We start from the raw sequence: 23918 nt of genomic DNA, 5'->3' as shown, positions 1-23918 counted from the left end.
CGGCACACGCACCTGGGCGGGATGCCGAGCGCACTCACAGCCTCGCTCTTGCCCGGGAGGGCACGCCGGTTGACTCTCGGCGCGCGATGGACGCCGCGACCTTGAGGGGATGACCGGCCCGGATCCAGCATGAGGCAAGCGCACCGCGACGACGCGATGCCCGGAGCGAGGATGCTCCGCCGAGTGCGACGTCTGGACCTCCATGACCGACATCTCCACCGACCCGACGCTCGATGAGTGGCGCACATACGACGAGTTCGCCGCGGGCATCGACACGTACCGGCTGCCGAACACGCTGCTCGCCGGCACCGCGCTGACGCTCAGCCTCGATGACGGCACGACGCTCGCCCTCCGCTTCGACGCTGACGCCGTGACCTGGACCGGATTCGACGCCTCAGGGACCGACCCGTATGACGCGGTCAGGGTGCGCGACGACATCGTGTTCGTCAACATCCCGCTCGAGAGCCGCGAGCGCGAGGCGATCACGGTCGTCTTCTCGACCACGACGCATCGCGCCACGGTCGTCCGCTCCCGCATCGCGGCCGAGGCCGTCGAGGGCACCCCGCAGGTCGGACAGGACTTCTGGGCAGCGACCACCGACGCCGGCCCTGCGAGCGGTGCGGTGCCGGGGCCGAGCCGCGACCTGATCGGCAAGCGCAACATCTACCGCTACAGCCCGCAGCACCTGTACGAGCACGTCTACGTGTCGAGCCAGCGCTACGCATGGCAGTGCCTCGAAGGCGTGCAGCGGGGCCACGGCGACATGGACCTCTCGACCGTGTGGAAGTTCGCCGACGGACTCTACCTGTTCTGCTTCCGCGAATTCCGCATCGCGGTCGCGAGCGTCTGGCTGCACGACCTGGGCTACCAGCTCATGACGACCGGGATCTTCCTCGGACTCAACGGCGAAGGCCAGGCCGAGCACTCGCGCGGCGGCGGTCACATCTACCCGCTCGGCTCCGTCGCCTACCCCGACGCGCAGCCGGTCTGACCCTCTTCGACAGGCACAGCCCTTCGACAGGCTCAGGGACCCAGGAACGGATCGAGGAGAGCACACATGAGCAATGCAGACATCATCCGCGAGCACTACGCCGCGAACGACCGCGGGGACCTCGACGGGATGCTGGCGCCATTCGCATCCGACGTGCGATGGACCGAGGCCGCCGGCTTCCCGTACGCCGGCACCTACATCGGGCCCGACGCGGTCGCCGCGAACGTGTTCGCACGCATCCAGGAGGACTGGGACGACTACACGGTCGCGATCGACGAGGTCGTCGACGGCGGCGACACGGTGATCGGCATCGGCACCTACTCCGGCACCAACACGCGCACGGGGCGGTTCTTCGCGGCTCGCGTCGCGCACGTCTGGCGGCTCGCCGGCGGCAAGGTCGTCGCGTTCGAGCAGTTCACCGACACCGAGATGGTCAACCGCGCGCTGCGCGACCCTTCGACAGGCTCAGGGACCCAAGAAGGGACGAGCGCGTCAGGGACCCAGAACGGGGCGACCGCGGCAGGGACCCATGCCTGAACGGCAGCACCACACAGCACGACCCGAACACACGAGAGGCAGGACGCACATGAACACACGAGTATCCGGCACCGCGGCGCTCATCGCCGTGGCAGCCCTCACCCTCGCCGGCTGTGCCGGCGGAGACGGCGGATCAGGAGGCGAAGGCGCCCCGATCGTGGTCGGCTCCGTCAACACGATCAGCGGACCGGCCACCTTCCCCGAAGCATCCCAGGCCGCGGCTGCGGTCTTCGATGACTTCAACAAGGCCGGCGGCCTGAACGGCCAGATGATCGACTACAAGACCCTCGACGACAAGGGCGACCCGGCGACGGCCACCGCATCCGCCCGCGAACTCGTCGGCAGCGACGGCGCTGTCGCACTGGTCGGCTCCGCGAGCCTCATCGAGTGCGAGATCAACGCGAAGTACTACGAGCAGGAGGGCATCCTCTCGATGCCGGGCATCGGCGTCGACACCGGATGCTTCTCGAGCGAGAACATCTCACCGGCCAACGTCGGACCGTTCAACGACATGACCCTCACGCTGCAGTACGGCTCCGAGGTGCTCGGTCTCGATGACATCTGCATCCTGCTCGAGATCGCCGGCTCCACGCGTCCGACCTACCAGGCCGCGATCGACAAGTGGACCGAGATCACCGGTAAGGAGCCGAAGTACGTCGACGACACCGTGCCGTACGGAGCATCCGACTACACGCCCTACATCGTCAAGGCACGCGACCAGGGGTGCAAGGCCCTCGCGATCAACCCGGTCGAGCCCGATGCGATCGGTCAGGTCAAGGCCGCGAACGCCCAGGGCTGGGACGACGTGACCTGGCTGTACCTGACGAGCGTGTACAGCGAGAACTTCGCCGAGGCGATCGACAACGCGGGTGCGGGCATCTACGTGCCGGCCGAGTTCTACCCGTTCACCGACGACAACGAGATCAACAGCGACTGGCGTGACCTGATGACGGCGAACGACATCCCGCTCACCTCGTTCAGCCAGGGCGGATACCTCGCCGCGAAGTACTTCATCGAGGTGCTGCAGGGCATCGACGGCGACATCACGCGCGAGAGCGTCTCGGCGGCCCTGAAGAACATGGACCCGATCGAGAACCCGATGGTCGGAACGCCGTACGTCTTCGGCACGCAGAACACCGCTGGGTGGCCGATCATCCTGAAGTCCGACACCAACGCCTGGGAGAAGGTCGCGGACGACTGGCTCCGCATCGGCAAGTAAGCACCATCCGCGCTTCGACAGGCTCAGCGACCCAACCGGTCACCGCTTCGACAGGCTCAGCGACCCACTCCCGGCTCCCGGTGACGTTGGGTCCCTGAGCCTGTCGAAGGGCCCACCCCCTCGTCTCAGAAAGGACGCCTCATGCTGCAAGGCGCCATCGCCGGTCTCGCCGCCGGCGGACTCTACGCCGTCCTCGGCGTGTGCCTGACCCTGATGTCGCGGCTCGTCCGCGTCGTCAACTTCGCCCAGGCCGCAACCGGGATGTTCGGTGCCTTCACCGCGGTGTGGTTCGTCCGCGAGCTCGGCCTGCCGATCTGGCTCGGATCGGTGCTCGGCGTGCTGGTCGCCGGACTCCTGGCCGCCGCGATCGGCTTCATCGCCGCGACCTGGCTCTCCGAGGCATCCACCACCACCCGCTCGGCGATGACCGTCGGACCGCTGCTGCTGCTGATCTCGATGTCGTTCATCCTGTTCGGCAACAAGCCGCAGCCGTTCACCCCGATCATCGCCGGTCCCGCCTTCTCGTTCGGCGGCGTGGTGATCAGCCAGGTCACCGTCGCGACCGTCGCGATGGCGATCGTGACCGCGATCGTGGTGCGCATCGTGCTTCGTCGCACTCGCGTCGGCACGCAGCTGCGGGCGCTGTCGGAGCGTCCGACCACGGCCGAACTGCTCGGCATCCGCTCCCGACCGCTGTCGATCGCCGTGTGGTTCGTGACCGGGGTGATCAGTGCGATGGCGATCATGATCGTGGCCCCCTCGCAGTCGAACGACGCGACCAGCTTGTCGATGTTGATCGTGCCGGCCGCCGCCGCCGCCCTGCTCGGCGGGTTCCGTCGCCTCGACCTCGCGGTCATCGGCGGCATCGTGCTCGGCGTGCTCGGTGGACTCGTCGCGCAGATCGACGAGGTCGCGCTCGTCCGCAACTTCCTCCCGTTCCTGTTCATCGTCGTCCTGCTCCTGTGGACGCAACGCAAGGAGGTGTGGGATGCCGCTCGCTGACCGCCCACGTTTCACCGAGAGCCGTACCTTCCGGATCTCCTGGCCCTTCGCCGTCGCGATCGCCTCGATCGGGGTCGGCGCCATCCTCAGCGCCGCCCTGCCGGGCTACTTCGTCTTCCTCGCGATCAGCGCCGTCATCGCTGCGATCGCGATCCTCGGGCTCGGCATCGTGACCGGCTCGGCCGGGATGATCGCCCTCTGCCAGCTCACGTTCGCCGCGGTCGGCGCGTGGATCGTGTCGCTGCTGAACGTCATGCAGGCACCGGGCGGCTTCGTGCTCTGGCTGCTGCTCGGCGGCATCGCGGCAGGCCTCGTCGGCGTGCTGGTCGGGCTGCCGGCACTCCGACTGCGAGGCGTGAACCTCGCGGTGGTGACCCTCGGATTCGCGGCAGCGGCCGACGTCACGCTCGTGCAGATCCAGTTCCCCGGCTCCGCAGACGGCACCGCGATCGAGCGTCCGTCGATGTTCGCGAACGACCGGCAGTTCTTCTTCCTCTCGATCGTCGTGCTCGCCCTGTGCGCACTCGCGGTGTTCTTCCTGCAGCGCAGCCGCTGGGGCTCCAGCTGGAAGGCCGTCGCGTTCTCCGAGCGCGGCACCGCCGCGGCAGGGCAGAGCGTGCAGGTCGCCAAGCTCACCGCCTTCGCGGTCTCGGCTGCACTCGGCGGCATCGCCGGCGGACTCCTCGCCGGACAGGTGCAGCTGCCGTTCGCGTCGAGCTTCACGCCGTTGCAGTCGCTCGCGCTCTACGTGCTCGCGATCATGTCAGGGGCGCACCTGATCGACATGGCGATCTTCGGCGGCATCCTGTGGGTTCTGGTGCCAGAGCTGCTGAAGCGCTGGGGCATCCCGCAGGACTGGGGCTTCGTGGTGTTCGGCGTGCTCGGCGTGCAGGCGCTCACGAGCGGCACGAACCTCGGGCAGGGCATCCGCAACCTCTTCTACCGACGGGCGGATCGCCGGGCCGCGACCGCCGCGACGGCCGCGTTGACCGCGCTGCCCGCGGATGCGGACCCGGATGCCGCGGCCATCACCACGACCACCACGGCGACCATCGATGACGCGGCGCTCGACGGGGCACCCGTGCTGACCGTCGAGGGATTGACGGTGCAGTTCGGTGCGCTGAAGGCGCTCGACGACGTGACGTTCCAGGTGCCGGCCGCGTCGATCATGGGTCTGATCGGCCCGAACGGCGCCGGCAAGTCGACCTTCGTCGATGCGATCAGCGGCTTCCTGCCCAAGCACGGCGGCCGGGTGCTGCTGGGCGACCGCGACCTGGCAGGGCTCTCGCCGACACGGCGTGCGCGGCTCGGGCTGCGGCGCACCTTCCAGCAGGACCGGGTGCCGCCGGCGCTGACGATCGGCGCCTACGTGCGATTCGTCGCGCGGCGCCGCCTGGCGACCGCCGACATCGAGGAGGTGCTCGCGTTCTTCGGCTGCCCGCCCGCCAGGGCACGGCTGTCGAGCGTCGACGTCGGCACTCGACGCCTGGTCGAGGTCGCCGCGAACGTCGTGGCCCGGCCGCGGCTGCTGATCCTCGACGAGCCGGCCGCTGGCCTCTCGCACGAGGAGCACCTGGCACTCGCCGCGCGTCTGCGTGAGCTGCCGGGGCGCTACGGCATCGCACTGATCATCATCGAGCACGACCTCGACCTCGTCCGCTCGGTGTGCCCGACGCTGACGGTCCTCGACTTCGGTCGGGTGCTGGCCAGCGGGCCGCAGGCCGAGGTCCTCGCGAACCCCGACGTCGTGAAGGCGTACATGGGAGAGACGGAGCTGCTGCAATGAGCGAACTCGTACTGGATGCCGTGACAGTCAGCCGCGGCGCCGGCCCGGTGATCTCCGACGTCTCGTTGCGGGTGTCCGGCGGCGAGGTGCTGGCGCTGGTCGGACCGAACGGTGCAGGCAAGACGAGCTTGATCGAATCGGTGTCGGGCGTGACGCCGCACTCGGCCGGGACGATCACGCTCGACGGCGAGCCGATCGACAAGCTCTCGCGCGTGGCGAGGGCACGGCGTGGCATCGTGCACATCGAACAGGGCAGGGCGGTGTTCCCCTCGCTCACGGTGCGGGAGAACATCTCGCTGACCGCTCGCACCACGGCGGAACTGGATGCCGCACTCGCGCAGTTCCCCGAGCTCGAGAAGCGCATCGACTCGCCGACCGCGCTGCTCTCCGGCGGCGAGCAGCAGATGGTGGTGCTCGCACGCGCGTTCGCCGCCAAGCCGCGCATCCTGCTGATCGACGAGATGTCGCTCGGGCTCGCGCCGGTCGTCTTCCTGCGACTCATGCCGATCGTGCAGTCGATCGCGGAGTCCGGTGTGGGGGTGCTGCTGGTCGAGCAGTTCACGCAGCTCGCGCTCGGACTCGCGAGGGAGGCCGTGGTCGTCGCGGGCGGCCAGGTATCGTTCCAGGGCACGTCGGAGCACCTGCAGTCCGACCCCGAACTGCTGCATCGGGCGTACCTCGGCGGCTGAGCATCCGCTCCCCTCCCCTCTCCCCCTCCCCCTTCCGCCGAGCGGCCCCTTTGCCGCCGACCCGGCCCGTTGTGCGCGTTCGCAACGGGCCCGGTCGCGCGCAAAGGGGCCGCTCGGCACGGGGTGGACAGGTTCGCCGGTTAGCCTGAAGGGGTGACCCAGACCATCCACGCCCGCGCCGTCCTCCTCGACATGGACGGCACCCTCGTCGACTCGACCGCCGTCGTGGAACGGCTCTGGCTCGCCTGGGCCGAACCGCGCGGGATCGACCCGGAGACCGTGCTCAGCGTGATCCACGGACGCCAGGGTCACCAGAGCATGGCGATCATGCTGCCGGAGCGCGACCACGCCATCAACCTGCACGAGAACGACATCATGCTGGCGAATGAGGCGAGCGACGTCGACGGCGTCGTGACCATCCCCGGTGCCGGCGCGGTGCTCGAGGCACTGCTCCCCCACCCGCACGCGATCGTCACCTCGGCGAACGTCGCACTGATGACGGCACGGATGCAGGCTGCCGGACTCACGGTTCCCGCCATCGCCGTCACCGCCGAGAACGTGTCGGCGTCGAAGCCCGACCCCGAGGGATTCCTGCTCGGCGCGAAGCTGCTCGGTGTGGACCCGGCCGACTGCATCGTGTTCGAGGACTCGGGAGCAGGCATCCAGGCCGGCCTCGCCGCCGGCATGCGGGTGCTCGGCGTCGGACAGCACGCCGCAGCGCACTCCCCCACCTACCGCGTCGACGACCTGACGCAGGTCGCAGTGGCGCCCACCGCCGACGGCTTCACGCTCACGATCAGCTGACCGCGCGGCGGCAGGCGCGGGTTCCGGTCGCAGTTCGCGCCGCCGGGTCACCCTCGAAGCGGCAGCAACTGCGACCGGAACCAGCCCGGTGGACGACCCGCCTACATCCCCGCGCGGTCGAACGCGATCGTCGGCACGTCGACCACGTGCGATCCACCATCGGCCACGATCACGGCGCCGGTGATGTACGACGACTCGCCTGAGCCGAGGAAGCGCACGACCGAGGCGATCTCCGCCGGTCGAGCAGGGCGCCGCAGCGGCACGTCGGCCGTGACCGTCGCATAGGCCTCCTCACGTGATCCGAGGCCCGCATGCGTGGCGAACTCGTCCATCTCCTCATCGGCCATCGGCGTCTGCACCCACCCGGGGCAGATCGCGTTCACGCGCACGCCGTGTCGTCCGTAGTCGCGGGCGAGCGTGCGGGTGAGGCCGACCAGTGCGTGCTTGCCGACCGTGTACCCGGCGACCGACGGCCCGGCGAAGAGACCGGCCAGCGATGACACGATCACGATCTGCCCCTTCGACTCGATCAGCGCAGGCAACGATTCCCTGGCCATCACGAACGCCGTGGTGAGGTTGGCACGGATCGAAGCCTCCCAGCTCTCGTCGTCCGTGTCGGCGACGGGCGAGAATCCGTGACCTCCCGCATTCGCGACGAGCACGTCGATGCGCCCGAACGTCGCGAGCACCTCGGCGACAGCGGCTTTCGCGGATGCCGTGTCTGCGGCATCCGCCACCACGGGATGCGCGCCGACCGCGCGCTCGACCGCCTGCAGCGGTTCTGGTCGTCGGCCGACGACGACCACGTGGGCGCCCTCGGCCGCGTACCGCTCGGCGATGGCAGCGCCGATGCCGGTGCCGCCCCCGGTGATGACGACGACGCGTCCGGAGACCGTCGATCCGACTGCGATTCCCATGTGTGCTCCTCTGTGATCCGTGTGGTCCGGTGGGGTGTGGTGACGGGTGGCGGAGCCCGCTATGCCGGGAAACCCGAGCGGGCGCTGAACCCGAAGTCGCTGAGCAGGGTGGTGCCGTTGACGGCGCGGCTGCGCGGAGAGACCAGGTAGGCGACGTGCGCTGCGACCTCCGCCGCCGACTGCACGGGGAACGCGGGGGCCGCGAAGGCCTCCGCGCCGAGGTCTCCCCTGCTCATCGGGGTGTCGACGATCGAGGGGGCGACGGTGTTCACCCGGATGCCGGTGCCGGCGAGGTCGACCGACACCGCGCGGGCGAACTGCACGAGCGCCGCCTTCGACGCCGCGTACGGCGCCATACCCGGTGACGCGACGAACGCGGAGTCGCTGGAGAGCAGGACGACGGATGCCGCATCGGCGGCGCGCAGCGCGGGCAGCGCGTGACGCAGCACCAGGAACGCACCCGTCACGTTCACCGCGAACACGGCGTTCCAGTCGTCGAGCGAGGTGTCTTCGATGCCACGGCCGACCGGCCCGGAGATCCCGGCGCAGTGCACCACGGCATCCAGGCGTCCGAGCTCGGCGACCGCGCTGCCGACCGCGACGCGCACCTGCTGCTCGTCGGTGAGATCCGCGACGGACTGCAAAGCGCCACGGCATCCGTCCGCCGTCTCGCGGAGCGCCGCGGCATCCCGATCCAGCAGGGCCACGCGAACCCCTTCTGCGGCGAGCGCGAGTGCGGTCGCACGGCCGATGCCGCTGGCCGCCCCGGTGACGAGGGCGGTCGTGCCGGTGAGCTGGAGGTCCATCGTGTCCTTCGGCCGCCATCCGAGCGCCGGCGGCGCGCGGGGAGGACGGCGGCGTCCTCCCCGTCATCCTGCTCCTCGACGCAGGGCCCGCGAGTGGACTGATACCGGCTGTGCACGCTGACACCATCGTCTTTCGCTCAGGGTCAAGCGCCCTCGCCGCCGCGCGAGCAGACTCGCTCTATCGACGAACCCCTCGTCGTCGATGCCGTGCACGCACGGCCGCTACCGAGCAAAGGAGCCGACGTGGCAGACCAGACATCTGCGGCCACGACGCAGACCCACACCGCCCTCCGCCACGGTGCCCTCGGCGTCGCCGGCATCGTCTTCCTGGTGCTCGCGGCGGTCGCGCCACTCACCGGCATCGTCGTCGTGGCATCCCTCGCCATCGCGCTGGGCAACGGCGGCGGCACGCCGATGTCGTTCTTCCTCGTCGCGGGAATCCTGCTGCTGTTCGCGGTCGGCTATGCGCAGATGTCGAAGCAGCTCGTGAACGCCGGCGGCTTCTACGCGTTCGTCGTGAAGGGGCTGGGCCGCACGGGCGGTCTCGTCGCCGGCCTGATCGCGACGCTCGGCTACAACTTCTTCGTCGTCGGCACGATCGGCACGAGCGGCTTCTTCATGCAGACGATCATCCGCGACCTCACCGGTCTCGACGTGCACTGGCTCATCTGGGGACTGCTCTCGATCGTGGTGTGCTTCGTGCTCGCCAGGATCGGCGTCGACTTCAGCTCGAAGGTGCTCGGCGTCTGCCTCGTGCTCGAGGTGCTCATGCTCGTCGTGTTCGACGTCTCGGTGCTCGTGCAGACCGGCTACGACGTCGGCGCGTTCAGCCCTGAGGCGGTATTCTCCGGCTCGCTCCCGATCGGTCTGCTGCTCGCCGCGACCGGCTTCCTCGGCTTCGAGGCGACGTCGCTGTTCAGCGAAGAGGCCAAGAACCCGTTACGCACCATCCCCCGGGCCACCTACACCTCGATCATCGCGATCGGTGTCATCCTCGGCGTCACGACCTGGGCGGTGGTGAGCTCGATCGGCGTCGCCCAGGCGCAGGCCACCGCACTCGAGCACCTTCCCACCGGCGACCTCATCTTCACGCTCTCGCAGCAGTACCTCGGCGGCACGCTCACGACGGTCATGATGATCCTGCTCCTGGTCAGCCTCTTCGCGGCGATGCTGGCCTTCCACAACTCGGCGACGCGCTATCTGTACTCGCTGGGACGCGCGCGCATCCTGCCCCGTGCCCTCGCCCGCACCCGGGCGAACGGCGCCCCGCAGCTCGCCGGCATCGTGCAGGCGACGTTCGCCGGACTCGCCGCCATCGTGTTCGCGATCGCCGGCGCCGATCCGATCGTCACCGTCGTTCCGGCCATGCTCGGCTTCGGCACCCTCAGCGTGCTGATCCTGCAGGGCCTCGCCGCGATCTCGATCGTCGTCTACTTCCGCCGGGCCGGCGACGCGCGGTGGTGGAGCACGTTCATCGCGCCAGGCATCGGATTCCTCGGCATCGCCGCGATCTCGGTGCTCGCGATCGTCAACTTCAACATCGTCGCCGGCTCCGAGGAGCTCGCGATCCGACTGATGCCGCTGCTGCTCGTGCTCGCCCTGATCGGCGGCATCGTCTACGCGGCCTACCTCAAGCGCGCGAAGCCCGCCGTCTACGACGGACTCGCCACCGACCTGGAGCAGGTCAGCACGCGCTGACGCCGCTGTCTCCACCCCGACCCACGTCGTCCAGAGAGAAGGAACCCATGACCACGCTGAACCCCGCCGACACCTCCACCTGGCTGCCCCTGGAGGGGCTGGCGCCCGGCTTCGACGCCAACAAGGCACCGCACACGACCGCGCTGAGCGGGCGCGAGATCGCGGTCGTCGACGCGCGCGGCACCCGCATCGTGCACCGCTTCGACGACACCACGGTGTCGTGGGACTACCAGCCCGGCGCTGATGACCCCACCGCTGCTGCGTCCGACACCGACGACTACGAGGCGTTCGAGGTCGACGACGACCTCTACTTCGTGCAATTCCACCACCGCTACCTGCCGAACGAGGCCGTGTCGCTCGTGCTCGATCTGCGCCAGGGTCGCGCCCTCGCGGTGATCTCGATCATCCTGCCTGCACCCGAGCAGGGCCGCACCCGCGTGCAGCACGTCTTCGCACCGAGCGTGATCGAGGGAGCCGAGGCGACCGGCCGCGAGGCAGCGCCGACCACGACCCTGATCGGCCGTCGCGTCGAGTGGGTGTACAGCGAGGAGCACGCCTACGAGCACGTGTACCTGTCGTCGCGGTGGTACTCCTGGCAGTGCCTGGCCGGTCCAGAGCGCGGTCTCGCCGACACCGACGAGAACAGCGTGTGGGAGGTCCGCCCCGGCATCTACATCTTCGCGTGGCGCGAGAAGGTCATCCCGTGCGCGTCCGTGACGATCGCCGATCATCGCGACGTGAACGCGATCCGCTCGCACGGCGTGCTGTTCGGTCTCGACGAGTCGGGCGAGGTGCCGACGCACTTCACGTTCGGCGCGCACGGCCGACTGCTGTCGACCACGCTGCACGCACCGGAGCTCGAACCGGCCTCCTTCGGGGACGCCTGAGATGACGGCCGTCGCCGACCTCATCGTCACCGCATCCGTGATCCGCACGGCGGATCGTGCGAATCCGATCGTCGAGGCGTTCGCCGTGGGTGACGGCAGACTCCTCGCGGTCGGCTCGCTCACCGACGTCGAGCGGTTCCGCGGACGCCGGACGCGGATGCTGGAGGTCGGCGACGCCGCCGTGTACCCCGGTTTCGTCGACGTGCACAATCACCATGCGCTCGCCGGGCGGACCGACCTGTTCGAACTCTCGCTGCCGCAGTCGCTGACCCTCGACGAGATCCTCGACCTGGTGCGCGCGAAGGCTGCCACGCTGCCCACCGACGCCTGGATCGTCGGCGGCGCGGTGCCGACGACGTTGCTGCCGCAGCTGGCCGACACCGCATCGCGCCTGCGGCTGGACGAGGCCGCCGGCGGCCGCCCGGTCGTGCTGGTCGAGGACTCACGGCACAACCGGTGGGCGAACACGCGAGCGCTCGAACTCGCCGGCATCACCGCCGACTGCATCCCTGCCTCCGGAGTCACGCTGCTCGATCCGCACGACGGCACTCCGACGGGTGTGCTGCTCGAGGCGGCCGGCATCCCGGTGCAGGAAGCGTACGACCGCAGCGGCGGACTCACCGCCGAGCAGCACATCGCGGCATCCCGCCGGGGTGTCGAGCTGCTGAACTCCTTCGGCATCACGACCTTCCAGGACGCGGGTGTCTCGATCGAGATCCTGCAGGCGCTGGCCGAGCTCGATCGGACCGGCGAGCTGCACGCGTGGGTGGTGTCGTCGCTGCTCATCAACGACGAGATCTTCGGCTTCGATCCGATCGGCACGCCGCTGATCGAGCGCGGCGAGGAGTTCCGTACCGCGCACCACCGTCCCGACTTCGTGAAGATCTTCCTCGACGGCGTGCCACCCGCGAGGACCGCGTCGTTCCTCGACCCGTATCCGGCGGATGCCGCGCACGGCGCGCACTTCCACGGCGAGACGACCATGACCTTCGACGAGCTCGCGAACTGGCTGCGCTCGGTGGCCGCCAGAGGCCTCGGCGCCAAGGTGCACTGCACGGGCGACGGCTCAGCGCGACTCGTGCTCGACGTCGCGGAGCAGCTGCGCGCCGAGGGCATCACGACGCCGATCCAGATCGCGCACGGACAGTTCCTCGCCGAAGCCGACATCCCCCGGCTGCAGGCGCTCGACGTCTCGGCCGACATCTCCCCCTTCATCTGGTACCCCGGCGTGATTCCGCAGGCACTGGCCGACGTGCTCGGCGAGCGCGCGGAGCACTCGCAGCCGAACCGGGCTCTGATCGACTCCGGCGCACTCGTGGCCGGCGGTTCCGACTGGCCGGTGAGCGAGTCGCCCAACACGCTCGAGGGACTGCAGGGGCTCGTGACCAGGGCTGACCCGCTCGGTCGCGCCCCCGGCACGCTCTGGCCGGAACAGGCGATCACCGCAGAGGAGGCGCTCGAGGTCTTCACGATCAACGCCGCCACCGCGATGGGACTCGCTGCCGAGACCGGTTCGCTGACGGTCGGGAAGTCGGCGGACTTCGTGGTGCTCGAGCGCGACGCGATCGCCGGCCCCGCTGCGCAGATCGTGCACACGGACGTCGTCTCGACCTGGTTCGCCGGCCGCGAGGTCTTCTCGCGCTGAGCGCCGCCCGGTCACACACCGGCGCAACGCCTGCAGCAGCTCCGGTTCGTTGCCGGATCGCTGGGTTCGCCGTCACTCGCGCGACGGGGAGCGAACCGACGAGCTACTTGCTTCGGCGGCGGCGCTTGAGCTCGGTGACGGCGACACCGATCGTCAGGCCTATCGCGGCGCCGGTCGTCTCACGGCGTACTCGCTGAACATGCCGATGGCGACGCGCGTGAGACGCAGAAAATCAGTCAACGACGAGGAGCGCCCCTCCCAGCCGCGCGGCTGGGAGGGGCGCTGTTCGCGTGATCGGACGAGGTCGTGTTGCGACGGCTCCTGGAATTCGCACGCAGCAGGCGGGAGCTTCTCTCGTCGGTGTGCGGCGGTGCCGCTGTCAGTCCTGCAACACGAACCGTGCGCCGCGCTCGCCGATCATCGCTGCCGGCGCGTTGGTGTTGCCACTCGGCACGGTCGGGATGACGGAAGCGTCGATCACCCTGAGGCCCAGGATGCCGCGGACGCGCAGCTGCGGGTCGACCACGGCATCCGCATCCGTTCCCATCCGGCAGGTGCCGACCTGGTGGTGGTACGTGATCGCGGTGCGTCGCACCCAGTCCTCGACGTCGGCGTCGGCGACGTCCGGTCCCGGGTAGGCCTCGACGGCTCCCCACGCGTCGGCGAGCGCCGGCTGCGCGCCGATTCGACGGCACTGACGCACGGATGCCGCGAGCGATGCCACGTCGCGGTCGTCGGCGAGCGCGGCCAGGTCGATGTTCGGCGCATCGGCGAGATCCGGGCCCGACAGCGTGAGGGTGCCCCGACTGTGCGGCGTGATCATGCCGGCCATGAGCGTGAATCCATCGTCGCCCTTCGGCTCGAGCTCGCCCCACATGGGCACCGAGAAGTTGATCGGCTGCGTGTCCGGCACGTCGAGGTCGTCGCGGCTGCGCCAGAAGAGGTGCGTCTGCGTGACCGACACCCCTGGCTGCGGGGGCCCGACCGGGCGGTCCGTCGTCGTGAAGATCACGGGAGACAACAGGTGGTCGTGCAGATTCTTCCCGACACCGGGCAGATCCTGGACGACCGGGATCCCGAGCGCCTCGAGCTCTGCCGCCGGGCCGATGCCGGAACGCAGCAGGATGACCGGCGAGCCGATCGCGCCGGCCGAGAGGATGACCTCGTCGGCGCGCACCTCCTCCACGGCTCCCTGGGCCTGTTCCCCGCTGGTTCCCTGCGCCTGTTCCCCGCTGGGTCCCTGAGCCTGTTCCTTGCTGGTTCCCTGTGCCTGTTCCTTGCTGGGTCCCTGAGCCTGTCGAAGGGCACCCCCGCCGAGTCGCACACCGACCGCCCTGCCGTCCTCGATGATCACCGAGTGCACCTCACGTCCGGTGATGATCGTGAGCCGGTCGGCGATGGGCTGCGCATATGTGGTCCAGGTGTTCACCCGGCGTCCGTCGCGGATCGTCACCTGCTCCTGCGAGACGCCGTCGAGCGTTCCCCCGTTGTAGTTCGGGTTGTGCGGCAGTCCCTCCTGCACTGCGGCGCCGATGATCGACGCCTGAATGGGTGACAGCGTGTAGTCGTCGCTGACGTACAGCAGATCGTGCTCGATCGCGTCGTACACGGGCTCGACCTCGGACCAGCCCCATCCGGTCGCACCGTCGCGTTCCCAGCCGTCGTAGTCGGATGCCGCTCCGCGCACCCAGATCATGGCGTTCAACGCGTGCGATCCGCCGGTGACCTTGCCCCGTGGGAGGTGCAGCCGGCGGCCGGCCGCATGCTCCTGCGGCACCGTGAAGAAGTCCCAGTCATCGGCGGAGTGCCAGAGCTCGCCCGCACGCGAGGGGTCGTGGATCGCGGGGTTCGTGTCGTAGCCGCCCGCCTCGATGAGCGTGACCGCGACGCCGGCATCCGCCAGTCGTCGCGCGACGATCGCGCCCGAGGTGCCGGCGCCGACGATGATCGCTGTGCGCATGCGTCAGGCCTTCCGACCGGGGCCGGAGACGACCTGTGTGACGGCGACGGACTTGAGCCCCTCGACGCCGAATTCGAGCCCGTAGCCGGAGCTCTTGACGCCGCCGAACGGCACCATCGGGTGCAGCCCGCCGTGCGAGTTGATCCACACCGTGCCCGACTGCATCTGCGAGGCCGCCGCGCGGGCGGCTTCCGGGTCGCTCGACCAGACGGAGGCGCCGAGGCCCACATCGACCGCGTTCGCGAGCGCGAAGGCTTCGTCGACGTCGCTGTAGCGGATCACGGGAAGCGCGGGTCCGAACTGCTCCTCCTGCACGAGTGCGGCGTCGTTGTCGATGTCGGCGACGATGGTCGGACGGTAGAACAGCTCGCCGAGTTCGGTGGCGGCTTCCCCTCCGGTGACGATGCGCGCGCCGCGGCTCCTGGCCTCGTCGACCAGGCGGCTCACGATGTCGAACTGCGCCCGGTTCTGCAGCGGACCGAGGACGTTGTTCTCGTCGAGACCGTTGCCGATCGGCACGGATGCCGCGATCCCGGCCAGCGCGTCGACGACCTGCTCGTAGACCGAGTCGTGCACGTACAGGCGCTTGAGTGCGGCACAGGTCTGGCCGGTGTTGATGAACGCGCCCCAGAACAGGTCTTCGGCGATTGCGGCGACGTCGGTGTCCGGCAACACGATGCCCGCGTCGTTGCCGCCGAGTTCGAGGGTGAGGCGGGCGAGATTGCCGGCGGAGCTCTCGATGATGCGACGCCCTGTCGCGGTCGAACCGGTGAACATGATCTTGGCGATGTCGGGGTGCGATGCCAGGCGGGCGCCGACCTCGCGGTCACCGGAGATGCCGATCAGCACGTCGGCGGGAAGCACCTCGTTCATGATCGCGAGCATCGCGAGCACGCTGAGCGGCGTGTACTCGCTCGGCTTCGCGACGACCGTGTTGCCCATCCGCAGGGAGGGGCCGATCTGCCAGATGGTGATCATGAGCGGCCAGTTCCACGGGCCGATCGCGCCGACGACGCCTGCCGCCTTGTAGACCAGCTCGGCGTGCAGCGTCTCGTCATCGACGAGCACCTGGGGTTCGAGCACGGTGGCGGCGTTGGTGCGCAGCCACGCGGTGCAGGCGCCGAGTTCGAAGCGGGCGTTGGGGCCGTTCAAGGGCTTGCCCTGTTCGCGCGACAGGAGGTGGGCGAGTGCTTCCGCGTTGGCGTCGATCGCATCGGCTGCGGCGAGGAGCAGCTCGCTCCGCTTCTCGTGCCCGAGCGCTTCCCATGCCGGTTGCGCGGCCTTCGCCCTGGCGATCGCGTCATCGAGCTCGGCGACTGCATGGACGGGTGCGCGGCCGATGATCTCTCGTGTCGCGGCATCCGGGATGTCGCGGCCGGCGCCCTGCGGCGCCTGGATGCGGTCGAGCAGCGCAGCGGCTGCGGAGGCGGCGGATTCGGACATCGGAACTCTCCTTCGAGCGGGATGCGCCAGCGTGGACTGGTCGCCTCTTCATTGTCGATCGCGGCCGAACGCTGCACTTGTCGAGGAGCGCGCCGGAGATGCCCCAGCGCGAATGGATGTGCTGGCGAGACCAGGCGCTCGGTGGGCACGGATGCTTCGACGCGTACGGGCGCTTCGGCGTGTGGGGTGCTCGGGCATCTGGGCGCGGTGAGGCGCGCGGTCATCCGGTGAGGCGCGGTCATCCGGTGAGGCGTGGTCATCCGGTGAGGCGTGTGGTCATCCGGTGAGTGCGTGGGTGAGGGCGGGTTGTGGGGTGCGCCATCGCCGGGCGGGGTCCCACCAGGCGGGCCCGCGGACCTGCGGGGTGCCGTTGCCCATGCGGATCTCCCACCCGCTCGTGTCGAGGGTGCGGTGATGATGCCAACACAACGCGACACCATTGTCCGTATGTGTCGGTCCGCCTCTGGCGTGTTCGTGCACGTGGTGGATCTCGCACCACGACGCGCGCACGTGGCACCCGGGGATGAGGCATTCCTTATCCCGCAGGGTGATCGCCCTGCGTTGGTGGGTGGTGAAGATGCGGTCGGTGGTCCCGATGCCGATGATGCGTCCTTCGGGGTCGAACAGCACCCGTTGGATCGTTCCCCCACACGCGGTGTGCCGGGCGGTGGCGACGGAGACGGGGGTGTCGATGCCGTCGACATACGCCCATCCGCGGCCGGTCGCATAGTCGTCCGCGGTGACGGACACGAGCAACGTCGGCGCCGCCCCACCGAGTTTCGGTGTCTCGTCGTGTTTCGCGGCGATGCCGAGGATCGCCGCGAACGCATCGTGCTGTTTCTGTGGGCGGGTGCGGGTGTCGACCATCCCGCCCGGATCAGCCGACGGCAACACGTCATCATCACCCCGCTCGTCACTGGCCTGCACATACCCGCCACTGTCGGCACCAGCGCGAGCCCCAGCACCAGCACCAGCACCAGCACCAGCGGCATCACCGCGAGCACCCGCACCCGCTGTGGTGGCGTCCGCAGTATCGGCGGTGTCAGCGGATGGCACGAACCGCACCCCCGGGAGCGGTGGCCCGTCGACCTTCGGGTTCAAGTACGCGTCGAACTGCCGCTGCAACGCCCCCGCGGTCTCCGGGAGCAGGTCACCGTGGATCGGGACCAGCCCATGCTTGGCACGCCCGAACCGGATCCCCCGCCCACGCATCGCAAGCTCCTCCGCCGGCTCCGCCCCGTCGGGGTCGAGGTACGCCATGATCACCCGCGCATAGGTCCGCAGATCCTCCGGCGTCGCCGGCGGCCCGCCCTGCGCAACACCCGGATCAGCAGCACCCGGATCTGCAGAAGCATCCTCCTCGTCGACTGCGACCATCCCCCGTGCGAGCGCGGCGAGCTGCGCATCCGCCCGCCACCGCAACGCCTCACTCACCCGACGCTGCGCCGCATCCACCGGCCCAACCGCCGCCAACAACCCCGACACCCCGATCGTCCCGTCCAGCAACGCCTCCCGCAGGCGCGGCCACCTGGCCGCCTGCCATCCGCCCGATGAGAGGTCCGCCTCCCGGAACACCGACGACGCGGCCTTCACCACCCGCGCGGCCCCGGACGCGTCCACCCGCAGCACCCGCTGCAACAACTCGCTCATCGTCCGACATCCGAACAGCCCACAGAACGCCGGATCGCCCGATCCCGAAGGCCTGGCGGGCACCGATGCGACCGTCTCGACGATCACCGCGTCCACCCGCCGCTGCGCCGCACCAGCGAGCCGCAACACCCGCATCTTCGCCTCATCCGACAAGAGACCGAACGCGTCATCACGCAGCACCCGATCCAAGCAGGCGACCGCCTGCTCGAGCTCCTTCTCAGTGCTGTTCATACCTCCGATTCAACCCGGGACCACCGACATTCAGACCCCGAAAACCCCAGACCAAACCAATATTCCGGAATACAATCCACACCCTCGACCCGCGCCCGAAACCCGCCCCCGCAACCACCCCCGCAACCGCCCTCATTCCAAGGTGAAGTCCTCGAAGATCAGAATCGTGCGGGTCGAACGGATCGACGGGATCGCCTGGATGTCCTCCAGCACGATGCGCCGAAGATCGCGGGCATCGCTCGCGCGCACCAGCAGGATCACGTCGTAGTCCCCACCGACCAGCGCCATGTGCTCGATCTCGGGAATCGCCCGCAGCCGCGCGCTCACGTCCTGCCAGGTCGCCTGCTCGATCGCGAGCGTCACATATGCGCTCGCATGGTGACCGAGCAGCACCGGGTCCGTGCGAACGCTGTAGCCCGTGATGACACCGGCATCCGTCAACCGTCTGATGCGGGCGTGGGCGCCGGCGCGCGAGATGTGCACTGCCTCGGCGATCGCCGTCATCGAAGACCGGGCGTCGCGCCGCAGCTCCCCCAGGATCGCGTGGTCGATCTCGTCGAGCGTCGTCATGTCCACTGTCCACCTCTTCGTCATACCCGTCTTCGGGTGGTCGAATTCTGACACTTCGATCACGTCAGAGGCAATTCTCGACTGATCGTTCAGTATTCCGTGGCATCCATTGGACGACTGCCCGAAGCGAGGGATGATCTCCACATCGAGTTCGGCAAGGAGGGCGGACGGATGCTGCACACGGACATGCTCCCGCGAGACACCGCGGTACGTCTGATCGACGAGGACGGCACGGTCGTCGCCGACGAGCACTACGCGCTGCCGGACACCCCGACGCTGCTGCGTGCATATCGCGGACTCGTCGAGGGGCGACGCATCAACGATCAGGCCGGCGCGCTCGTGCGGCAGGGGCGCCTCGCGGTCTACCCGTCTTCGCACGGCCAGGAGGCATGCCAGGTCGCTGCGTCCCTGGCGATCGCCGATACGGACTGGCTCTTCCCGACCTACCGCGACTCGGTCGCCGTGATCGCGCGCGGCGTCGATCCGGCCGACGCACTCGTGCTCCTCAAAGGCGACTGGCACTCGGGCTACGACGTGCGCGAGCACCGCGTCGCACCGCAGGCCACCCCACTCGCCACCCAGCTGCTGCACGCGGTCGGCTTCGCGCAGGCAGCGAAGCATCGCGGCGAGGACACCGTGGTGCTCGCGCTCTGCGGCGACGGAGCCACGAGCGAAGGCGACTTCCACGAGGCCATGAACTTCGCGGCCGTGTTCCACGTGCCCGTCGTGTTCTTCGTGCAGAACAACGAGTTCGCGATCTCGGTGCCGCTCTCGCGCCAGACCGCCGCGCCATCACTCGCGCACAAGGCGATCGGCTACGGGATGCCAGGACAGCGTGTCGACGGCAACGACGTCGCAGCCGTCCTGGCTGTGCTCGGCGAGGCCGTCGAGCGTGCGCGAGCAGGCGGCGGCCCCAGCCTCGTCGAGGCGCACACCTATCGGATGCAGGCGCACACCAACGCCGACGACGACACCCGCTATCGCGAACGGACCGAGGTGCAGGCGTGGGCAGCGCGCGATCCGCTGCTCCGGCTGCGCGCGCACCTGACCGACGCCGGCGCGCTCGACAACGAGACCGAGGCGCAGTTCGCGGCCGGCGCCGAGCAGATCGCAACGGCCATGCGCGATGCACTGAACACCGACACCGAGCTCGACCCGGAGGACCTGTTCCGCTTCGTCACCACCACCCGGTCGTCGCAGCTCGACGAGCAATGGGCACTGCTCCGAGGCGAGATCGAGCGGTCGGAATCCGCCGCCACGCACACCGGAGGTGCCGCATGACCCTGACCCACGACACTGACACGGACACCCACGACACCGACATGCACGAGACGGCGACCCCTGAGCCGTCAGCCGCACCGCGCGACGTCGCGACCATGAGCATGGCCGCAGCCTTGAACCTGGCGCTCGCGGATGCGATCGAGGCGGACCGGGACGTCGTGGTGTTCGGCGAGGACGTCGGGGCGCTCGGCGGTGTCTTCCGCATCACCGACGGCCTGACGGCGCGCTTGGGCGAGGACCGCTGCTTCGACACCCCGCTCGCTGAGGCCGGCATCGTCGGCACAGCGGTCGGCATGGCCATGAACGGGATGCGCCCGGTCGTCGAGCTGCAGTTCGACGCCTTCGCGCTGCCCGCATTCGAGCAGATCGTGAGCCACGTGGCCAAGCTCGGCAACCGCACGCGCGGCCGGGTGCGGATGCCGCTGGTGATCCGCATCCCCTTCGGTGGCGGCATCGGTGGCGTCGAGCACCACTGCGACTCGTCCGAGGCGTACTACGCCCACACCCCTGGACTCACCGTGATCAGCCCGTCGACCCCGCAGGATGCGTACTCGCTGCTGCGGGCGGCGATCGCGTCGCCCGATCCCGTGATCTTCCTCGAACCGAAGAAGCTGTATTGGACGAAGGGCGAGGTCGACACCTCGGTCACGGCCGAGATCGGCACCGCCCGGATCGCGAGAGACGGCACCGACGTCACCCTGCTCGCGTACGGCGCCTCGATGCCGCTCGCGCTCGAGGTCGCCGACGCTGCCGCCGCAGAAGGACGCAGCGTGCAGGTCGTCGACGTGCGCTCGCTGTCGCCCTTCGACGATGCGACCGTGACCGCAGCGGTGCGCTCGACCGGTCGCGCAGTGGTGATCGCCGAGGCGCCCGGCTACGCGTCCGTGGCATCCGAGATCCAGGCGCGGGTGTTCGAGCGCTGCTTCGAGTTCCTCGCGGCTCCCGTGCGCCGGGTGACCGGTTTCGACGTGCCGTATGCGCCGCCCAAGCTCGAGCACTGGTATCTGCCCGACGTCGATCGTGTGCTCGACGCGATCGACACGCTGCACTGGGGCGACGACGCATGAGCGCCGACCTGGCGCGTGCCACCGTGCGGATCTTCCGCCTGCCCGACCTCGGCGAGGGACTCACCGAGGCCGGACTCGTGCAGTGGCTCGTCGCGGTCGGCGACACCATCACGACCGACCAGCCGATCGCCGAGGTCGAGACCGCCAAGAGCATCGTGGAGCTCCCGTCGCCGTTCGCCGGCGTCGTCACGGCGCTGCACGGTGAAGCCGGCGACACGATCGACGTCGGTGCGCCGGTGCTCGAGGTGTCGGATGCCGCATCGCAGGATGCCGCAGCAGCGGGTGCCGTCGAGCACGAGGCCTACCGCGCTGAAGAGCGTGCAGGCTCTGGGAACGTCCTGATCGGCTACGGCACGAAGGAGCGCTCCTCGACCGGACGTCGCCGTCGACCGGCGGCATCCGCTGCGGTGTCGTTCGCCCCGGCTCAGGCGCCGACGACTCCGACCACGGCAGCCGCACCACCAACCGCACCGGCAGCAGCCGTGCGACGCCCGGTCGCCGTCCGCTCGCCGCTCGTTCGACGGCTCGCCCGCGATCTCGGCCTCGACGTGCACACGATCGCTCCGACCGGGCCGGACGGCGCGATCACCCGATCAGACGTTCTCAGAGCAGCCGTCGACAACGCGGTCGACGGTGCCGCCGCGCACCAGGACCGGACTGCGAGCACGACCGCCACCACGGACACACGCGCCACCACCACCGACGCACTCGACGGGCTCACCGTGCGCAGCCGAGAGCGGCTGTCGCCACTGCGACGGGCTGTCTCTGCGAAGCTCAGCCGCAGTCGCGCCGACATCCCCGAGGCGACCGTCTGGGTCGATGTCGACGCGACCGAACTCTGGGAGCTGCGGTCGCGGATGGCACCGGAGGGCACGAAGGCGGCGTCTGTGACCGCGCTGCTCGCCCGGTTCGTGCTGCTCGCCCTCGAGGAGCATCCGGTGCTCGCCTCGCGACTCAGTGACGACGGCGAGGAGCTCATCTCCTTCGACGGCGTGAACCTCGGCGTGGCGGCAGACACGGAGCGCGGTCTGCTCGTGCCGGTGATCCCGCGGGCCGACACCCTCAGCGTCGACCAGCTCGACTCGGCGCTGCGCGAACTCGCCGGCGCAGCGCGTGCTGGAACGCTGCCGCCGGATCGGCTGCGCGGATCGACCTTCACGCTGAACAACTACGGCGGACTCGGCGTCGACGGCTCGGCGGCGATCATCAATCATCCCGATGTCGCGATCCTCGGCATCGGCCGCATCATCGAGCGCCCCTGGGTCGTCGACGGGGCGATCGTCGCGCGCCGGATCGTGCAGCTCTCGCTCGTCTTCGATCACCGCGTCTGCGACGGCGGCCTTGCCGCGAGCTTCCTGCGCCGCGTCACGGAGCTCATCGAGCATCCGCTTCGCGCCTTCGGGCGGCTGTGAGGCCGACGCAGCAGCGCTCGAACCTCACACGGCTCAGAAGGAACCGAGCGTGCGCTTCGTGACGTCCTGCACCGTGATCCCGACGATCAGGGCACCCGGTTCGACCACGTCGCGGTCAGCGTGGAAGCGGAACAGCCGTCCCTCACGCGTCGCGACGTCGTACCAGTCGTCACCCGATGAGACGACCGTCACGGTCGTGCCGCCGGGGAACGCGGCGATCGCATCGGCGACCGGAGCACCCACGCGGACGCCGCCCCTGGCCGGCAGCGCCGCGCCGTCCTGGGAGACCTCCTCCATGGATCGGTCATTGCCGACCGTGACCGATACGACAGCCGAGTCGTCGTCGGTGGCCGTGAGCAGCAGAGACGCCGTGCCATCGGAATTCACGAGCTTCCACGGCGCACCCGCGTATTCGGGCTCCACGACCTGCGCGGCCTGACCGGCGGTCACCGCGACATCGATCGGATCCCCGATGTTGATCGGACCCACACCATCGTCCGCGATCTCCCACTCGCCCCACGGCGCCGACGCATGGACCTCGGGGACGGGCTCAGCCGTCGGTGGATTCGCAGTCAGCTCATCGACGAGCGACGCCTTCGCCTCGGTGGCGCGGTCCTGGAGCAGGGTCGCGACCGCTTCGGCATCCGGTCGAGCATCGCCCTCGACCGACTGCGACACCTGCACGAGCACATTGCCGACAGCGGCATACGCGGAGAACGTCGACCACCCGCCCTCGACATCGGGCAGGGTGAGCGTGCCGGCGAGCGCCCGCACGCCGTCGGACTCCGCCGGGATCACCGATTCGAACGTGGCTGTGCCGTTGTAGTCGAAGGTCGAGCACTGCGCCGCCGTCTCCACGAGCTGATCCATGCGCCCCTGCGCCTGTGCTTCGTCGGCGAACTGCAGCGCCAGCATCTGTCCGAAGCGATAATCGGCGTCGCTCGTCGTCGTCCAGGTCACATTGCGCGAGCCGACGCTCCACAGCGACTGCTCGAGGAACAGGGTGCTGCAGATCTCCGGCCCCGGCTGCGGTCCTCCTCCATCGGAGATCTGCTCGAGCACCGATGTCGGCTCACCGATCTCGGTGGATCCCGGCAGTGCCGAGGCAATCTCGTCCGACGACAGCAGGAACCAGTTCAGCTCGTCGCCGACGAAGAGCGCCGGCCCCGAATACGCAACCGGCGCCGTCGTCTCCGGCGCGGGGTCGGCCGTGGGTTCGGGGTCCGTCTCGGGCGCGCAGGCAGTCAGGGCGAGCAGCGCGCCGACCGCGACGATGCCGCTGCCGAACCGGAAGCGGGTGGACGTTGAACGTGGCATGAGACC

General features: G+C 69.5%; 20 protein-coding genes. 13 read left to right on the top strand and 7 right to left on the bottom strand.

Annotation, left to right across the window (positions count from 1 at the left end):
• Positions 1-202: 202 nt before the first annotated feature.
• From RS83_RS01075 to RS83_RS01045, 7 genes are all read left to right on the top strand, one after another.
• On the top strand, positions 203-991 hold the full coding sequence (locus tag RS83_RS01075; RefSeq protein WP_045277651.1) for a MoaF C-terminal domain-containing protein: 789 nt from the start codon (positions 203-205) through the stop codon (positions 989-991).
• A 66-nt stretch (positions 992-1057) separates the two neighbouring features.
• Positions 1058-1528 (top strand): nuclear transport factor 2 family protein, encoded by a 471-nt coding sequence (locus RS83_RS01070; RefSeq protein WP_045277650.1) that lies wholly within the window; start codon positions 1058-1060, stop codon positions 1526-1528.
• Positions 1529-1577: 49 nt separating this feature from the next.
• On the top strand, positions 1578-2747 hold the full coding sequence (locus RS83_RS01065) for an ABC transporter substrate-binding protein (RefSeq protein WP_045277649.1): 1170 nt from the start codon (positions 1578-1580) through the stop codon (positions 2745-2747).
• Positions 2748-2888: 141 nt separating this feature from the next.
• Positions 2889-3749 carry a branched-chain amino acid ABC transporter permease gene (locus tag RS83_RS01060; protein ID WP_045277648.1) on the top strand — a complete coding sequence of 287 codons (861 nt, stop codon included), beginning with the start codon at positions 2889-2891 and terminating at the stop codon, positions 3747-3749.
• A complete protein-coding gene (locus RS83_RS01055; protein WP_045277647.1) occupies positions 3736-5535 on the top strand; it encodes an ABC transporter permease subunit in 1800 nt (599 codons plus the stop codon). Before RS83_RS01060 ends, RS83_RS01055 begins: the two co-directional genes overlap by 14 nt.
• Positions 5532-6224, top strand: a complete 693-nt coding sequence (locus RS83_RS01050) for an ABC transporter ATP-binding protein (RefSeq protein WP_045277646.1) — start codon at positions 5532-5534, stop codon at positions 6222-6224. Before RS83_RS01055 ends, RS83_RS01050 begins: the two co-directional genes overlap by 4 nt.
• A 153-nt stretch (positions 6225-6377) precedes the next feature.
• Positions 6378-7028 (top strand): HAD-IA family hydrolase, encoded by a 651-nt coding sequence (locus RS83_RS01045; protein WP_045277645.1) that lies wholly within the window; start codon positions 6378-6380, stop codon positions 7026-7028.
• 101 nt (positions 7029-7129) lie between these two features.
• On the opposite strand, the gene RS83_RS01040 is transcribed toward RS83_RS01045, so the two are convergent.
• Together RS83_RS01040 and RS83_RS01035 are read right to left on the bottom strand one after the other, a co-directional pair.
• Positions 7130-7945: an SDR family NAD(P)-dependent oxidoreductase gene (locus tag RS83_RS01040; protein WP_045277644.1), complete on the bottom strand. Its 816-nt coding sequence runs from the start codon at positions 7943-7945 to the stop codon at positions 7130-7132.
• A gap of 59 nt (positions 7946-8004) precedes the next feature.
• Complete coding sequence (locus RS83_RS01035; protein ID WP_045277643.1) at positions 8005-8751, bottom strand: SDR family NAD(P)-dependent oxidoreductase; 747 nt, start codon at positions 8749-8751, stop codon at positions 8005-8007.
• A gap of 243 nt (positions 8752-8994) precedes the next feature.
• Between RS83_RS01035 and RS83_RS01030 the strand changes: the two genes are divergently transcribed.
• Genes RS83_RS01030 through RS83_RS01020 form a run of 3 tightly spaced genes read left to right on the top strand, consistent with a single transcriptional unit; the run spans position 8995 to position 12981 of the window.
• Positions 8995-10449: an APC family permease gene (locus tag RS83_RS01030; protein WP_045277642.1), complete on the top strand. Its 1455-nt coding sequence runs from the start codon at positions 8995-8997 to the stop codon at positions 10447-10449.
• A gap of 47 nt (positions 10450-10496) precedes the next feature.
• On the top strand, positions 10497-11336 hold the full coding sequence (locus RS83_RS01025) for a molybdenum cofactor biosynthesis F family protein (RefSeq protein ID WP_045277641.1): 840 nt from the start codon (positions 10497-10499) through the stop codon (positions 11334-11336).
• Position 11337: 1 nt separating this feature from the next.
• On the top strand, positions 11338-12981 hold the full coding sequence (locus RS83_RS01020) for an amidohydrolase (protein ID WP_045277640.1): 1644 nt from the start codon (positions 11338-11340) through the stop codon (positions 12979-12981).
• A gap of 379 nt (positions 12982-13360) precedes the next feature.
• Here RS83_RS01020 and RS83_RS01015 read toward each other — a convergent pair whose 3' ends face one another.
• The 4 genes from RS83_RS01015 to RS83_RS01000 form a co-directional block, all read right to left on the bottom strand.
• Positions 13361-14941 (bottom strand): GMC family oxidoreductase, encoded by a 1581-nt coding sequence (locus RS83_RS01015; RefSeq protein ID WP_045277639.1) that lies wholly within the window; start codon positions 14939-14941, stop codon positions 13361-13363.
• A gap of 3 nt (positions 14942-14944) precedes the next feature.
• Positions 14945-16384, bottom strand: coding sequence for an aldehyde dehydrogenase family protein (locus RS83_RS01010; protein WP_045277638.1), 1440 nt, complete (start codon positions 16382-16384; stop codon positions 14945-14947).
• A 276-nt stretch (positions 16385-16660) separates the two neighbouring features.
• On the bottom strand, positions 16661-18265 hold the full coding sequence (locus RS83_RS01005) for an HNH endonuclease signature motif containing protein (RefSeq protein ID WP_045277637.1): 1605 nt from the start codon (positions 18263-18265) through the stop codon (positions 16661-16663).
• A 132-nt stretch (positions 18266-18397) separates the two neighbouring features.
• On the bottom strand, positions 18398-18835 hold the full coding sequence (locus RS83_RS01000; protein ID WP_045277669.1) for an Lrp/AsnC family transcriptional regulator: 438 nt from the start codon (positions 18833-18835) through the stop codon (positions 18398-18400).
• Between the two features lie 171 nt (positions 18836-19006).
• Between RS83_RS01000 and pdhA the strand changes: the two genes are divergently transcribed.
• The 3 genes from pdhA to RS83_RS00985 are packed head-to-tail and all read left to right on the top strand — an operon-like array spanning position 19007 to position 22595.
• On the top strand, positions 19007-20116 hold the full coding sequence (gene pdhA, locus RS83_RS00995; RefSeq protein ID WP_045277668.1) for a pyruvate dehydrogenase (acetyl-transferring) E1 component subunit alpha: 1110 nt from the start codon (positions 19007-19009) through the stop codon (positions 20114-20116).
• A 41-nt stretch (positions 20117-20157) separates the two neighbouring features.
• Positions 20158-21183, top strand: coding sequence for an alpha-ketoacid dehydrogenase subunit beta (locus RS83_RS00990; protein WP_045277667.1), 1026 nt, complete (start codon positions 20158-20160; stop codon positions 21181-21183).
• The gene (locus tag RS83_RS00985) at positions 21180-22595 is read left to right on the top strand and encodes a dihydrolipoamide acetyltransferase family protein (protein ID WP_045277636.1); all 1416 of its coding nucleotides are present in this window, start codon (positions 21180-21182) and stop codon (positions 22593-22595) included. The genes RS83_RS00990 and RS83_RS00985 overlap by 4 nt, the downstream gene beginning before the upstream one ends.
• Positions 22596-22628: 33 nt before the next feature.
• Here the strand turns inward: RS83_RS00985 and RS83_RS00980 are convergent, their stop codons facing one another.
• The gene (locus RS83_RS00980) at positions 22629-23912 is read right to left on the bottom strand and encodes a sensor domain-containing protein (RefSeq protein ID WP_197072035.1); all 1284 of its coding nucleotides are present in this window, start codon (positions 23910-23912) and stop codon (positions 22629-22631) included.
• Positions 23913-23918 lie beyond the last annotated feature (6 nt).

Source organism: Microbacterium oxydans, assembly GCF_000956525.1.
GTDB classification, from domain to species: Bacteria; Actinomycetota; Actinomycetes; order Actinomycetales; family Microbacteriaceae; genus Microbacterium; species Microbacterium oxydans_A.
Note: the sequence above shows the minus strand (reverse complement) of the source record. Positions and strands in the feature narration are given on the sequence as shown.

Excerpts from the sequence above, each read along its gene's own strand:
- RS83_RS01075 (WP_045277651.1), top strand. The coding sequence starts at position 203 with ATGACCGACATCTCCACCGACCCGACGCTCGATGAGTGGCGCACATAC.
- RS83_RS01070 (WP_045277650.1), top strand. The coding sequence starts at position 1,058 with ATGAGCAATGCAGACATCATCCGCGAGCACTACGCCGCGAACGACCGC.
- RS83_RS01065 (WP_045277649.1), top strand. The coding sequence starts at position 1,578 with ATGAACACACGAGTATCCGGCACCGCGGCGCTCATCGCCGTGGCAGCC.
- RS83_RS01060 (WP_045277648.1), top strand. The coding sequence starts at position 2,889 with ATGCTGCAAGGCGCCATCGCCGGTCTCGCCGCCGGCGGACTCTACGCC.
- RS83_RS01055 (WP_045277647.1), top strand. The coding sequence starts at position 3,736 with ATGCCGCTCGCTGACCGCCCACGTTTCACCGAGAGCCGTACCTTCCGG.
- RS83_RS01050 (WP_045277646.1), top strand. The coding sequence starts at position 5,532 with ATGAGCGAACTCGTACTGGATGCCGTGACAGTCAGCCGCGGCGCCGGC.
- RS83_RS01040 (WP_045277644.1), bottom strand. The coding sequence starts at position 7,945 with ATGGGAATCGCAGTCGGATCGACGGTCTCCGGACGCGTCGTCGTCATC.
- RS83_RS01035 (WP_045277643.1), bottom strand. The coding sequence starts at position 8,751 with ATGGACCTCCAGCTCACCGGCACGACCGCCCTCGTCACCGGGGCGGCC.
- RS83_RS01025 (WP_045277641.1), top strand. The coding sequence starts at position 10,497 with ATGACCACGCTGAACCCCGCCGACACCTCCACCTGGCTGCCCCTGGAG.
- RS83_RS01020 (WP_045277640.1), top strand. The coding sequence starts at position 11,338 with ATGACGGCCGTCGCCGACCTCATCGTCACCGCATCCGTGATCCGCACG.
- RS83_RS01015 (WP_045277639.1), bottom strand. The coding sequence starts at position 14,941 with ATGCGCACAGCGATCATCGTCGGCGCCGGCACCTCGGGCGCGATCGTC.
- RS83_RS01010 (WP_045277638.1), bottom strand. The coding sequence starts at position 16,384 with ATGTCCGAATCCGCCGCCTCCGCAGCCGCTGCGCTGCTCGACCGCATC.
- RS83_RS01005 (WP_045277637.1), bottom strand. The coding sequence starts at position 18,265 with ATGAACAGCACTGAGAAGGAGCTCGAGCAGGCGGTCGCCTGCTTGGAT.
- RS83_RS01000 (WP_045277669.1), bottom strand. The coding sequence starts at position 18,835 with ATGACGACGCTCGACGAGATCGACCACGCGATCCTGGGGGAGCTGCGG.
- pdhA (WP_045277668.1), top strand. The coding sequence starts at position 19,007 with ATGCTGCACACGGACATGCTCCCGCGAGACACCGCGGTACGTCTGATC.
- RS83_RS00990 (WP_045277667.1), top strand. The coding sequence starts at position 20,158 with ATGCACGAGACGGCGACCCCTGAGCCGTCAGCCGCACCGCGCGACGTC.
- RS83_RS00985 (WP_045277636.1), top strand. The coding sequence starts at position 21,180 with ATGAGCGCCGACCTGGCGCGTGCCACCGTGCGGATCTTCCGCCTGCCC.
- RS83_RS00980 (WP_197072035.1), bottom strand. The coding sequence starts at position 23,912 with ATGCCACGTTCAACGTCCACCCGCTTCCGGTTCGGCAGCGGCATCGTC.